Origin of the sequence: Leucobacter sp. Psy1 (assembly GCF_020096995.1) — a bacterium.
GTDB lineage: Bacteria > Actinomycetota > Actinomycetes > Actinomycetales > Microbacteriaceae > Leucobacter.
Map to the genome: position 1 here is coordinate 261267 of NZ_CP083692.1, position 13619 is coordinate 274885.

General features: G+C 67.5%; 12 protein-coding genes. 10 read left to right on the forward strand and 2 right to left on the reverse strand.

All coding sequences use genetic code 11. From position 1 onward, the window contains the following. Positions 1 to 31 precede the first annotated feature (31 nt). Complete coding sequence (locus K8P10_RS01230) at positions 32 to 688, forward strand: ankyrin repeat domain-containing protein (RefSeq protein ID WP_224779994.1); 657 nt, start codon at positions 32 to 34, stop codon at positions 686 to 688. Positions 689 to 699: 11 nt separating this feature from the next. Here K8P10_RS01230 and K8P10_RS01235 read toward each other — a convergent pair whose 3' ends face one another. Further along, positions 700 to 1416: a YceI family protein gene (locus K8P10_RS01235; protein WP_224779995.1), complete on the reverse strand. Its 717-nt coding sequence runs from the start codon at positions 1414 to 1416 to the stop codon at positions 700 to 702. 178 nt (positions 1417 to 1594) lie between these two features. Between K8P10_RS01235 and K8P10_RS01240 the strand changes: the two genes are divergently transcribed. The 3 genes from K8P10_RS01240 to K8P10_RS01250 all read left to right on the forward strand — a co-directional run bounded on the left by K8P10_RS01240 (position 1595) and on the right by K8P10_RS01250 (position 5357). After that, the gene (locus tag K8P10_RS01240) at positions 1595 to 2056 is read left to right on the forward strand and encodes a hypothetical protein (protein ID WP_224779996.1); all 462 of its coding nucleotides are present in this window, start codon (positions 1595 to 1597) and stop codon (positions 2054 to 2056) included. Between the two features lie 301 nt (positions 2057 to 2357). Then, positions 2358 to 4757 (forward strand): M12 family metallo-peptidase, encoded by a 2400-nt coding sequence (locus tag K8P10_RS01245; protein WP_224779997.1) that lies wholly within the window; start codon positions 2358 to 2360, stop codon positions 4755 to 4757. 288 nt (positions 4758 to 5045) lie between these two features. Then, positions 5046 to 5357 (forward strand): META domain-containing protein, encoded by a 312-nt coding sequence (locus tag K8P10_RS01250; protein ID WP_224779998.1) that lies wholly within the window; start codon positions 5046 to 5048, stop codon positions 5355 to 5357. Between the two features lie 15 nt (positions 5358 to 5372). Here the strand turns inward: K8P10_RS01250 and K8P10_RS01255 are convergent, their stop codons facing one another. Then, a complete protein-coding gene (locus K8P10_RS01255; protein WP_370631925.1) occupies positions 5373 to 6731 on the reverse strand; it encodes a class I SAM-dependent RNA methyltransferase in 1359 nt (452 codons plus the stop codon). 54 nt (positions 6732 to 6785) lie between these two features. Between K8P10_RS01255 and K8P10_RS01260 the strand changes: the two genes are divergently transcribed. The 6 genes from K8P10_RS01260 (at position 6786) to K8P10_RS01285 (ending at position 13611) form a co-directional block, all read left to right on the forward strand. Continuing rightward, positions 6786 to 7403, forward strand: coding sequence for a hypothetical protein (locus K8P10_RS01260; RefSeq protein ID WP_224780000.1), 618 nt, complete (start codon positions 6786 to 6788; stop codon positions 7401 to 7403). Positions 7404 to 7453: 50 nt separating this feature from the next. Then, complete coding sequence (locus tag K8P10_RS01265; protein WP_224780001.1) at positions 7454 to 8125, forward strand: nucleoside triphosphate pyrophosphatase; 672 nt, start codon at positions 7454 to 7456, stop codon at positions 8123 to 8125. A 4-nt stretch (positions 8126 to 8129) separates the two neighbouring features. Next, positions 8130 to 9077: a LysR family transcriptional regulator gene (locus K8P10_RS01270; protein WP_224780002.1), complete on the forward strand. Its 948-nt coding sequence runs from the start codon at positions 8130 to 8132 to the stop codon at positions 9075 to 9077. A 219-nt stretch (positions 9078 to 9296) separates the two neighbouring features. Then, positions 9297 to 10730 (forward strand): MFS transporter, encoded by a 1434-nt coding sequence (locus tag K8P10_RS01275; protein WP_224780003.1) that lies wholly within the window; start codon positions 9297 to 9299, stop codon positions 10728 to 10730. Positions 10731 to 10777: 47 nt separating this feature from the next. Then, positions 10778 to 12064, forward strand: coding sequence for a M20 family metallo-hydrolase (locus K8P10_RS01280; RefSeq protein ID WP_224780004.1), 1287 nt, complete (start codon positions 10778 to 10780; stop codon positions 12062 to 12064). Continuing rightward, positions 12061 to 13611, forward strand: a complete 1551-nt coding sequence (locus K8P10_RS01285; RefSeq protein WP_224780005.1) for an amidase — start codon at positions 12061 to 12063, stop codon at positions 13609 to 13611. Before K8P10_RS01280 ends, K8P10_RS01285 begins: the two co-directional genes overlap by 4 nt. The last annotated feature ends 8 nt before the right edge of the window (positions 13612 to 13619 follow it).

Below are 13619 nucleotides of genomic sequence, written 5' to 3' on the forward strand. Positions count from 1 at the left end.
CACGGCCGCCGACCCGAGTCTGGAGAGATCCGTGAGCAGCCCTGCACCGAATGACGCTCCGAACAACGCGGAGCGCAGCGAGGTCGACCGGGCTGCCGCCACGCTGGCGCTGCAGGATGCTGTGGAGGCGGGCGACCTCGATGGTGCGTCCGCCGCCATCGCAGGCGGAGCAGACCTCGAGGTGCGGGGCGACGGCGGGCGCACCCCGCTCGTCGTCGCGACGAAATCTCGACAGACGGCGCTCGCCGTGCGGCTGCTGGAGGCCGGCGCCGACCCGAATGCGCAGGACAACATGCAGGACTCCGCGTTCCTGTACGCGGGCGCCGAGGGCCTGGACGAGATCCTCACCGCGACGCTGGAACACGGAGCCGATGTGGCCTCGACGAACCGGTTCGGCGGTACTGCCCTGATCCCGGCGTCCGAGCACGGCCACGTCAGCACGGTCGAGATACTGATCGCCGCCGGAGTGCCCCTCGACCACGTCAACAACCTCGGCTGGACGGCGCTGCACGAGGCGATCGTGCTCGGCACGGGCAGTGCGGATCACGTGCGGGTCGTGCGCGCGCTGCTCGACGCCGGGGCCGATCCGACGCTCCCTGATGGCAACGGTGTAGCTCCCCGAGACCTCGCCATCTCTCACGGGTACGCGAATATCGTCGCCGAGCTCGATCGGGCGGATCGTAACTGAGCGATGAAACGTCAGTCGCGAGCGGCCGCCAGCTGGAACTCGACGAATCCATCCGGTTCCACTGAGACGAATCCGAGGTTCGGAGCTTCGACGCCGTAGTCGGCGAAGGTGATCGGGATCGATCCGGCGATCTGCGCGGTCTCGCCGTCGCTCGTGAGTTGGATGGCGGCGGTCACGGTCTGCGTTTCGCCGGCGATCGTGAGCTCGCCGGTGGCATCGGTCTCAACGACCTGCCCGGAGTCAGGAGCGGCATCGAGCGTCACGGGCTCGGTCAGTACGAACGTCGCCTCGGGGAACTCGTCGGTGCGGAGCGCCTGGCCCCGGAAGTACTCGTCACGGTTCTCGCTGTCGGTCGCGATCGACGCGACATCGACGGTAATCTCCGCCGCGTCGAGCGTGAGGCCGTCCCCACCGATCGTGAGGGTCCCGTCGACCTGGTCGGTGCGCCCGGTGACGGTGACGTCCGTCCCGTTCAGGACTTCGTCGACGCGATACCCGGCCTCTGATCCTTCGGTCACGGTCCAGTCGCCGACGAGAGCGGCGGGGTCGAGTGCGCCGCTCTCTCCGCCGTCGGTCGTCGACGGTTCCGGGGCGGTGACCGTCGGCGTGTCAGCGGCCGGCGCTGCCACGAGGTCGCGGTAAATGATAGGCCCGGCGATTGCCGCCGCAATGCCGAGCACGAGCACGGCGGCGCCCACGCTGATCCAGATCTTGTGCGACTTCTTCATGACGGGCTCCTCGGGTGAGTTGGGCGCGGACTGAGGGGGCCTTTATAGGTTGTCGGGTCAACCTCCGAAAGTGGCAGGTAACCTCTGTGAGTCCTATCCACTGCTCCCGACGGCACTCGAATCGTGTCAACCATGCACCTATACTTTGGCACCAAGGGGAGAGATGCGAGGTGCGCCCATGGTCGAGAATCACACGATGGAGCGCCGGCGCCCGAAAGGTGCGGTCACCATTGCCATCGCGGCCGTCGCCATTCTCGTGATCGGTGGGGCGATCGTGTTCGGCGTCACTCAGATGACGGGAAACGGTAATGATGCTTCGCCCGGGTCGGGCGGGAGCGCCACTGAGGAACCGTCGCCGACGCAGACCGACGATGCGAGCGGGGGCGCCGGCGAGATGGAGGAAGACGTGCAGAGTTCAGGCGAGAGCGATTCGGGAAGCGCTGAGGCGCAGGGAACGACTCCTCTGACGAAGCAGGTGCTCGACCGCCCCATGAGTGGTCAGGAGGCGATTGACTCGCTCGGCGATGACATCGACCTCGTGGCGAGTCGCAACGGCAAGACGGTGGAAGAGATGAAAGAGTTCCTTCTCAAGAATCCGAGTGCTCAGGTCTCACCGAACGGGTTCGTCTCGCTCCCGTGACTCGAGGGAGTCGCTCGGAGAGGTGACGACTTTATATGCCTACTTTCGCAGGCGTGAGCGAGCGCGAAATCACGCATGAACTGATCTTTAGGTGCAATACGCAACGCTTGAAAGTTACTTGAAAGTAATAACTTTCTTGCGATCAGCGTTCGTTCAGGTTACTTTGGCTTGCGGTGCCTGGTGCTTGCATTGGGTGTCGCCCGGAGGCCCCTTCGGGCACGCGCGACGAACTACGGACCGACCGGCTCGTGTCTCTCGCGTACTGACGTACGAATGCCTACACATTGAGGAAACAGCACACATGGGGGAAAGAGTGACGATGCGTCGTCCGCTCGCGCTCGGCGCGGCGGCCACGATCGGCTTCGGCAGCCTCTTCTTCGCGAACGCCGCGTTCGCTGAAGAGGGAGAGGCTCCGGCAACTACCGAGTCGCAGGCAGTTCAGGGTGCGGTCGCATCGCTCGATGACAGCGACAAGTACGAATTCGCTGCCGCACAGACGAACACGTCCGCTGCCGATGTCAAGCAGCAGGAGGCGACGGGCTCGCTGCTCGTCTCCGACGAGGGCTTCGTCGCGCACGTGGATCCGGCTCACGCGGTCAGCGGTGCTGACTTCAAGGCTGCGCAGGCACCCGGCGATCCCGTCGGTGGCTCGCTCCCAGGCGCCCCCGTGACGATCTTCCTCGACTTCGATGGTGCAACTCTCGAGGGCACCAACTGGAACGTGCAGGCGGGCCAAGACACGCTCACCTACGAGCCGGGCACGGGCATCGATCCCGCGCAGGTCTGGGCATCGGTCGCCGAAGACTACGCCCCGTTCAACATCAACGTGACGACGACTGATCCCGGCGAGGACGCACTCGTGAAGTCGTCGGACGACGACAACCAGTACGGTTCGCACGTCATCATCACCGACTCGCCCTCCAGCAGTGTTCCCGGTGCCGAGGGCGCCGGCGGCGTCGCTTGGCTCGGTGGAGCCGGATCCGACTTCCTGAGCGGTGCATTCGTGTTCACGCCGGGCACCGGAAGCTCGAAGGCCGTCGCCGAGGCGGCATCGCACGAGGCGGGCCACAACTTCGGCCTCTCGCACGATGGCCACTCGAGCGAAGAGTACTACTACCCGACTGAGGGCCTCTGGGGACCGATCATGGGTGCGGGTTACGGTGTTCCCGTGACGCAGTGGTCCAACGGCGATTACAACGGTGCCACCGAAGACGAGGATGACCTGAGCGTCATCACCGATCGCGCATCCGCCGAGAAGTTCGTCGTCGCCCTGACCTACGCGGACACCGGAGAGGTCTACGAAGACGGCTCGGTCTGCGGTTACGAGGGTTCGGATCCCAGTGATCCCCAGCCCGGCGATCAGTTCCAGGTTCCGAACGACGCCAACCAGTGCGACGGTACCGGCGAGATCCTCGATGTGCAGCTGACCTTCACCGACCGCGCAGAGTTCCGCGCGGACGATCACGGAGATGACGCTGCCAGCGCGACGACCCTCGACAACGCATCGGGCTCCTTCGAAGAGGCCGGCGTGATCGAGACCACGGGCGACGTCGACGCCTTCAATGTCACCACCGAGGGCGGCGCAGTCAGCGCGACGGTCAACGTCGCCGACCAGGCTGCGAACCTCAACGCGAAGCTCACGCTCGTCGACAGCGACGGCACCGTCGTTGCTGAGGACGAGGGCAACCCGCAGCGCGAGTCCGAGACCGTCGCAACGGGTCTGGGCGCGACCGTGTCGGCAGACAATGTCGACGCAGGCACGTACACGCTGCTCGTCGAGGGCATCGGCTTCGGCGATCCGTCGACCGCTACCCTGCAGAACGCGAATGGTTTCTCCGCCTACGGCAGCCTCGGCAACTACACCCTGACGGGTGAGGCAGTGCCGGCCGAGCAGCCTGACACCCCGGCTCCGGTCATCACGGCGCCTGAGGACGGCTCCGAGCAGACCGCAGCAGTGACCGAGATCGCGGGTACCGGCGTCGCCGGTGCAGCGGTCGAGGTCGCGGGCGATGTTACCGGTGAGGCAACGGTCGGTGACGACGGTTCCTGGACGGTTCCCGCGGACATCACTGAGAACGGCGAGTACACCGTAACTGCGACGCAGACGGTCGACGAGGAAACCTCTGAGGCGGCCTCCACCACCTTCACGGTGAACATCGAGGACGAGCCTGAGGCTCCGGCCGCACCGGAGATCACCTCGATCGATCCCGACGAGGAGTTCACCGAGGCCAGCGCTCCCAGCAGCGTCTCCGGCACCGGCGAGAACGGTGCTTCGGTCACCGTGAACGTGGGCGGCGAGGAGTACACCTCCGAGGCGACCCCCGAGTGGACCGCTGACTTCGGTGCGCAGCTCGCTCCCGGTGAGTACCAGCTCACCGCGACTCAGACCGTCGACGGACTGACCTCCGAGCCGGCTACCGTCAACTTCTCGGTCGTCGCGGACAGCGATGCGGGCACCGGTGGTGGCGATGACTCCAACGGCAACGCTGACGGCGGCAACGGCGGCAGCGACGGAACTGACGGTGGCAGCGACTCCGGCGCGGGTGACAGCGAGGCTGGCACCGACGACGGCGACCTGGCGAACACCGGTTTTGAGGCGCAGTCCATGCTGCCTTACGTCCTGGGCGCGCTCGGGATGATCGCGGTCGGCGGCGCAGCGATCTTCCTCGCTCGTCGCAAGACGGCAGGGGACGAGATCTAATCTCGCTCTTGTAGCACGGTAAAGGGCGGCGGGTTCCTCAGGGAATCCGCCGCCCTTTACGCGTATCCGAAGGACCAGGCTCGCGAGAACACTCGATACGCAGGTGGCGCTGAGCGCATACCCATCCACACCCTCTACTCTCGGCTCATGACTGCATACTCGCTGTCTCGGGGCGCACGCTCGAAGCTCCGGGGCGCACTCGTCGGAGCGCTTCTGCTGGGAGCGCTCACTTCATGCGCCTCAGACGGCGCTCAGGAAGCACCCCAAGTCGAAGTAACGGAAGCGCCGATGGAACCCATCGAATCGAATGTTCTCGGACTCTGGTCGAGCGATGAGCCGGGAGAGCCCCACCTGGAGTTCGGCGAAGACGGCACCTTCTCCGGAAGTGACGGATGCAATGGTATCGGGGGCGAGTACTTCGCCGATCAGGGTGCAGTTCGTGTGCAGCTCGGCGCGTCCACTTTGAAGGCCTGCGCCGACATCGACGACTGGCTGCGCGGAGTGAAGACGGTCACCGTCGACGGCGACACCATGCAGGTGATGAACGAGAACGGTGACGAGATCGGGCAGCTGCAGCGCAGCGGTGAGTCTGCCGAGTAGCGCAGTCGAGGGCGCTTAGTCCTCGCGCTCGAAGACCGCGATGGTCTCGAAGTGGTGCGTATGAGGGAAGATGTCGAACGCCCGTAGCGCGGTCAGCTCGTAGCCGGAGGACCGCAGTGTGCCGGTGTCGCGGGCGAGCGCGACCGGATCGCACGCGACATAGACGATGTTCGCCGGAGCGAGTTCCGTGAGCTGACGGATGACGTCGCCGCCGGCTCCCGAGCGCGGCGGATCCAGCACGACCGTTGCCCGTCGTACCCGGGTCCGCACCGTCTCAGGTGACGCGAGGAGATCGGCGAGGTGCCGATCGACTCGGGCCGTGACGGAGAGTGCTCCAACGAGCTCCGAAAGGTTCTCCGACGCGTCATCGGTGGCGTGCTCGTCGGACTCGACGGTGGTGACGCGGAGGGCGGGCCCGGCGGCTTCGGCCATGGCGGCCGCGAGTAGGCCCACGCCGCCGTACAGGTCGAGGTTCGTGGCGGAAGGATCGAAGCGGTCGGCCTCGATCAGGTCGAGCACCGCATCGCGTACGGCATTGAACAGGATGGCGGGGGCTTCGCGGTGGACCTGCCAGAACCCGCCTGCCCGGACGACGAACCCGCGATCCTCGACGAGCTCCTGGACGCGATCCTGCGCGCCCACGCGCTTCTTCTCGCCCTGCAGCGTGACCAGGGTGCGCGGGTCATCGGCTGAGGGGGCGACGACGTCCACGTTCGCGGCGTCCGGCAGCGCGTCCTGCAGCGGAGCGATCTCGTTCACGATGTCGGTCGCGAGGGGCAACGAGTCCACGGCGATCACGCGGCGGCTGCGCGCGGCGTACGGGCCGACCAGGCCAGTCTCGCCGTCGACGTGCAAGCGCACGCGCGTGCGGTACCCGAGGCCGTTCGCCTCCTCGTCACCGGGCGCCGCTTCCACCAGGTCGGCCAGCGCGTCCTCGAGCGCGGCGTCCTCACCTTCACCCTCCTCGGGTTCCGCCGCGAGTTCGATGCCGCCGAACCGCTGCATGGCGTCCGCGAGCACGTGCGCCTTGAGCAGGCGCTGCCGCTCGAGCGCGATGTGCCCGAATTCGGCGCCACCCGCGCGATCCTCGGGAGCGCGATCGAGCGCTGCAGCCGGCCACACGTGGTCACGGCGGTCGGGTGACGCAGTGAGCACCTCGATCGTCACCGCCCGGGCGAACGACTTCTTCTTCGCCTCGATGATCCGTGCGCGCACGCGCTCCCCGGGAATCGTGTCGGCGACGAAGACGACGCGACCCTCGTAGCGGGCGACGCAGACGCCGCCGTGCGCGATGTTCGTGATGTCGAGCTCGACCTCGTCTCCGACGGCGAGAGCGGCAGCGGCGGGGGCGGAATCGGCAGACATGAGATCCATTCTCCCACGGCCGGCCGTGGGTATATGCGCGCGCGGCGCTGATAGCCTGCCGCTATGCACTTCCGGGCCGGGCACCTCTGGGCGGGGGCGGCGTGCGCACTCACGCTGACGCTCGTGGCCTGCGCACCGGAACCGTCGGAGACGTCTGAGCCAACCACGCCGACGCCGACAGTCGAGACGCCGACACCCGAGCCGACGACCGAGCCGACGGCTGACCCCGAGGTCTCGCTGCCGACCTGCGAGGACTTTCGGGAGTCCGCATTCATGAGCGAGGAGTTCCTCGGAGGTCAGTCAGAGGTGAGCGAGGACAGCGCAGAGCCCATCCGGTGGATGGATGAGCTCGGCCCCGCAGCGCTGACGACGTTCACCGCCACAGAGACACGTCGCGCGTGCGACTGGACGACGCCGCAGAACGGGGCCGGCGCCCTGGTCGCGGTGCTCGACGACGACCAACGGGACACGTTGGTGAGAGCCCTCGAGGACTCCGACTACGTCGCAGCCGAAGCAGACGACCTCTCGTTCGGGTGGCCGGCCGAGAACATCGAGCAGGGTGTCGAGCCTCAGATCTGGCAGGGATTCTTCGGAAGCGTGTGGGTCGCTTCGAACGGCGAAGCCCTCGGTCGCGATCTCGTCGCAACGCTCACCGAGACCCGTCCCGAGCTCGTCGGCTGACGCGAGCGAGAGCCGGTGGGCCATCGAGCGATCCTTGTAGGCTCTGAGATATGCGCCTGATCCTCGCCTCCACCTCGCCCGCACGGCTCTCGGTGCTCCGCGCCGCGGGCATCGAGCCGCTCTGCTTCTCGCCGGAGGTCGATGAAGAGGCCGAGGTCGCGGCGCGCGAAGCGGCTGAGGATCGCCGCCTGACGGCGCCGGAGCTCGTCGAGTACCTGGGCAGGCTGAAAGCAGAGGACGTGGTGCGGCGCTACGGGGACGAGATCCGCGCTGCCGGGGGTGGTCTCGTGCTCGGCGGTGACTCCGCCTTCCTGCTCGACGGGGAGATCCTCGGAAAGCCGCATCTGCCCGGGGTCGCGCTCGACCGCTCGAAGCAGCACCGCGGTCGGACCGGCGTGCTGCACTCCGGGCACTGGCTCATCGACTGCACCGATGTCGCAGGTCAGGCTGGGGCGGAGACGCGGGGGCTCGGCGCCGTCGACACGGCGACCGTCACCCTGGCGGAGGATGTCACCGATGCCGAGCTCGCAGCCTACGTCGCGACAGGCGAACCGCTCGAACTCGCGGGGGGCTTTGCGATCGACGGGCTCGCCGGTGCATTCATCGAGCAGATCGAGGGGGCTCCGAGCTGCGTGATCGGGCTCTCGCTGCCCGCACTCCGCAACCTGGTTCGCGATCTCGGATACGACTATCCGGCCCTCTGGACGACCGCCGAAGGTTAGTCAGATGTTCGCGGCGAACTTCACGCTGGTGCAGCTCCGCTACTTCGCCGAGGCGGCGCGGGCCGGGAGCATGACGATCGCCGCGCGCAAGCTGCACATCTCGCAGCCGGCACTGTCGACGGCGATCACACAACTCGAACGCGAGCTCGGCGTCACTCTCTTCGAGCGGGTGCCCAGCGTCGGGATTCGGCTCACGGAATCCGGTCGCGAGATCTACCTCGATGCGGTATCCCTGCTGACGCAGGCTGAGAGCCTGTCCGAGCGTGCCGGCGGGCTGGAAGGCACGTTATCGGGAACCCTGCGGATCGGAATGTACTTGCCGATGGCGCCGTTCCGCGCTCCGACGCTCGTCCAGGCGGTCGCGCGGCGGCACCCCGAACTCGTACTCGAACTCGTCGAGGCCGATCACGACGAGCTCGTCCGCCTGCTCGACGACCGCGAGATCGATGTGGCCCTGGCGTATTCGATGGCGCCGTTCGAGGCGTATCGGAGCGAGGTGCTCGAAACGATCTTCCCGCACGCGATCGTGCCTCCGCAGCATCCGCTTGCGGGGTCGCCCGAGCCGGTCCCGCTGCAGCGCCTGGCGCGCGATCCGCTGATCCTGCTCGATCTGCCGCACACGGCGACCTACTATCTCAATCTCTTCCGTTCGGTAGGCGTCGAGCCCGAGGTGCGTTTTCGCGTGCACGGCTACGAGACGGTTCGCGGGCTCGTCGGACAGGGGTTCGGCGTCTCGGTGTTGAATCAGCGGATCGCGCACCCGCGCACGTACAGCGGGGCGCGCACCGTCGTCGTCGAGCTCGCCGACGATCTTGCCGGTCTCTCGGTCAGTCTGGTGCGGCGCACAGATGAGGGATCGCCGAGAGTCGAGGCGTTCGCCGACGTATGTCGTCGCTTGTACGGGGTGCCGACGGAGCAGTCGTTCTCGCATAATGCTGAGCCGACTGCATAACTTAGATTTATGAATAATGGCGGTTGAAAACCGCTCCATTTCGCGGCGCGCTGCAATCTCCGTTGAGATCACGCGGCGGTTTACCGCCCCGTAACAGGGGTGAAACGGAAAATCGAGTAGACGGACACGCTACGGATTCCGCACTTCGGTAGCGCACGCTGCCTGCGCCGTGGGCGTATCCATTGACAGAGACTATGCGTGGCGCCCACGCTGGTGCCCATGGACAGCAACGAAGCTTCACCACCTCCCATCGCCCGAACCTCGACCCTCCCCGCCGGTGCCCGGACCGCCGCCCCCGGGAGCGCGGCTCCCGGTGCCACCGAACCAGGCGGCCGACCCGCGCCGAGTGGCAGATCGGGCATCACCTCGATGCAGAAGCGGGTCCTCGCCGGTGGCAGCGTCGGGCAGTTCATCGAGTTCTACGACTTCGCGCTCTACGGACTCTCGGCCGTGGTGCTGTCGACCCTGTTCTTCCCCTCCGACAACCAGCTCGCCGGCCTTCTGGCGCTGTTCGCGACCTTCGGCGTGGCCTTCCTGATCCGGCCGCTCGGCGGACTCTTCTTCGGTGCGCTCGGCGACCGCATCGGCAGGCGCGCGGTACTCGTCATCACGCTGCTGACCATCGGCGTCGCGACTACTGCGATCGGACTGCTCCCGTCGTACGAGGTGATCGGCCCGCTGGCACCGATCCTGCTCGTCCTCATGCGCCTCCTCCAGGGGTTCTCCGCGGGCGGCGAATCCGCGGGAGCCCCGTCTTTCGTCTTCGAGCACGCCCCGGTGCACCGCCGCGGTCTCTTCATCAACATCACGCTCGCCGCGACGGCGCTGCCGTCGGTCGTGGCGGCGTTCTTCATCCTGGTGCTCTCGACGTCGATGTCCGATGAGTCGTTCATGTCGTGGGGTTGGAGGATCCCCTTCCTCATCGCGTTGCCGCTCGCCCTCGTCGGGCTGTGGATCCGCGCGAAGACCGAGGAGTCGCCCGCCTTCCGAGAGATGATGGAGGAGCAGGAGGAGAAGATCGAGGCCGAGGTCATCGAGAAGCACACGCCCGTTCGCGACGCCTTCCGCGAGAACTGGCTGCAGATGATCCAGGTCGTCTTCGTCATGGGCCTCACGGCGATGGGCTTCTACTTCCTCTCGGGTTACTTCGTCTCCTACGTCTCCACGACCGGGGGCCTGAGCCGGGACCAGTCGCTCCTGCTGAACGGCGCGGCGATGCTCGCGTACACGCTCCTCCTGCCGCTCACCGGCATGATCGGCGACCGGGTCGGCCGACGCCCGATGATGATCGGTGGAGCCCTCGCGATCGCCGTGCTCGCCCTCCCCGCGTTCTGGCTCGTGACGAGCGGCAGCGTCGGCCTCGCCCTGCTCGGCCAGATGATCTTCGTCATCGCCATCTGCATCTACGGCGGCGGCTGCTACACATTCTTCATCGAGGTTTTCGACACGAAGAGCCGGTTCACCTCGGCAGCGTTCAGCTACAACCTCGGTTACGCCGTGCTCGGCGGCACCGCTCCATTCGTCGGCACAGCGCTCGTCAACGCCACTGACGTCCCCTTCTCGCCGGCCTTCTACGTCATCGCCATCGCTGTCATGACGCTCCTCGCCATGGTGATCACGAAGGTGCCGGAGACGCGCGGACGCCAGGCGTGAACCGGCCGACCCCGACCTCACTCGACTCGCAGAGAAAGACCTCAGACATGACTCAAACCGACCTCACCCACCGCTTCCTCGCCGACTTCCACGAGGTCGCGCGCATCGGGGCCACCGAGCACCAGGGCGTCGAACGACAGGCGGCGACCGATGAGGATCGCCAGACCCGCGACTGGTTCGTCGCCTTCGCCCGCGAACGCGGGTGGAGGGTCGACATCGACGGCATCGGCAACGTCTTCGCCACCGTGGAGCTCGTGCCCGACGCGCCAGCCGTGCTCACGGGCTCGCACCTCGACTCGCAGCCGCGCGCCGGACGATTCGACGGCGCCTACGGCGTCCTCGCCTCGTTGCACGCCGCCGCCGAGGTCGAACGACGGGTGCGCGCGGGCGAGCTGACCGCTCGCAACAACCTCGTCGTCGTGGACTGGTTCAACGAGGAGGGCAGCCGTTTCGCCCCGTCGATCATGGGCAGCTCGGTGCACGCGGGACTCATGGATCGCGAGGAGATCCTGGCCGTCCGCGACCTCGCCGGTACCAGCGTCCGCGACGCGCTGACAGCGATCGGCTACCTCGGCGATGCCGCCGGCCCGCGCGAACTCGCCGCATACGCTGAGATCCACATCGAGCAGGGACGCATCCTCGAGCGCGAGGGCATCGAGATCGGAGCCGTCGATTCCAGCTGGTACACGCAGAAGCTCGACATCGAAGTACTGGGGGAGCAGTCGCACACCGGAGCGACGGCGATGGAGGATCGACGGGACGCGCTCGTCGGCGCATCCCGAGTCACCCTCCTCGTGCGCGACATCTGCACCGAGTTCCCTCCGGGAACCCTCGTCTCGTCGGTCGGGCAGATGACGGTCGAACCGAACTCGCCGATCGTCGTCAACAGTCGAGTGCATCTCGTCGCCGACCTCCGCGCGAACGATCCAGCGATCGTGCGGGAGGCGCGCGACCGGCTCATGGCCCGCATCGCTCGCGTCGCGGAGGAGGAGCGGCTCGACATCGCCGCGAACGACTTCGACATTCGGCCGAACCGGTACTTCCCGCAGGAGGGCATCGCGCTGCAGGAGCGAGTCGCGGGCGACCTCGGTCTCAGTATCCGGCGCATGCAGACCATGGCCGGGCACGACTCAGTGGCGATGAACACCATCACCCCGTCCGTCATGATGTTCGTGCCGTCGGTCGACGGCGTCTCGCACTGCGAGCGGGAGTTCACCACCGACGACGACATGGTGCGCGGCGTCTCCATGCTCACCGGGGTGCTCGCCGAACTCGTGGCCGGAGCACTCGACGGGGTCGCCTACCCAGGTACGGCCCCGGAGGACGCCCGATGAGCGGGGCAGTCGTGCCCGCACCCCTCGACACCCGCGCGGCACCGACGGCACTGCCGGCACTCGGTGCCATGGAGGCTCTCACCCTGTTCCGGGCGGGGGATCTCTCACCCGTCGAACTGCTCGACGCCACGCTCACCCGCATCGACGAGCTCGACGGCGGCCGGAACACCGGCGGGGATGCCGCCTCCGCGGTCGCGCCGAGCGAGACGGACATCAACGCGATCGTGCAGATCCTCGACAGCGCCCGCGACGACGCCAGACGCGCCGAGCAGCGGTATCTCGCCGGTGACCTCGAGGAGCCCATCGGGCACGGGGCGACCGCCCTGCTCGGCATCCCCGTCGCGACGAAGGAGAAGCACGGCATCGCGGGCGAGCCGCTCAGTCAGGGGCTCACCGCGCTCCGCACCGAGCGAGCCGTCTCCGACCACCCCGTCATCGAACGGATTCGAGCCGCCGGCGGAATCGTCCACGCCCGCACCACCTCACCCGAGTTCAGCTGCGCCACCGTCACGCACTCCGGCCTGTGGGGCGTGACCAGGAACCCCTGGAACCCCGAACTGTCACCCGGCGGCTCGTCGGGAGGAGCCGGGGCGGCGCTCGCCGCAGGATACGCGCCGCTCGCAACTGCATCCGACATCGCCGGATCCACCCGCATCCCCGCCGCGTTCTGCGGTGTCGTCGGCTACAAGGCGCCGTACGGCCGAATCCCCGGGCTCCCGCCCCTCGCCGCCGACTGGTACCGCGGTGACGGTCCGATGGCGCGAAGCGTGGCCGACACGGCGCTGCTGACGCGCGTGCTCTCGGGACAGCACCCGGTCGATCACGGCACGGTGCCCGGGGCTGAGACGATTCCGTTGGACTATGCCGATCCGATCGGCTGGCTCGCAGGCAAGCGGATCGCGCTGGCCGTCAGACTCGGGGACTACCCCGTTCACCCCGACGTCGAGCACGCCGTGCGCGAGACCGCCGCACGTCTCGCAGCCGCGGGAGCTACCGTCGAGGAGGTGGTGCTGCCGTGGACGAGCGCCCGCATCCGCGACGTGACCATGGGACACTTCGGGTACATCCTCGGCCCAGCGATGGCACAGCTCACCGCGGGCATGACCGACCTCGCAGCGTACACGCGGCGGTTCATCGCCGACGCGGCAGCGGCAGCGGAGCGCATGCCCCTGGTCGAGACCCTCGCCGGAGAGGCCGCACTGCAAGCCGATCTCGCCGAGGCGATGCGAGGCTTCGACGCGCTCGTCGCACCGGTCAACGCCGTCGACGGTCTCCGCGCCGACGGTGCGTACCTCGACGGTCTGGACCTCCCGGGTGCCGATGGATCGACCGTGCACCTCGACCACTACTGGGAGGGGCACATGACGGTCCCCTTCAACGTGTCGAACCGATGCCCCGTGCTGTCGGTGCCCGCCGGTGTCGCGGGGAATGGGCTGCCGGTCGGCATGCAGATCGTCGGGCACCCGTACGCCGAGGCGTCGGTGTTCCGCGTGGGCGCCGCGGTGGAGGCGCTGCAACCGTGGGAGCGTTTGGCGCCTATGGGTTAAGGAAGGAA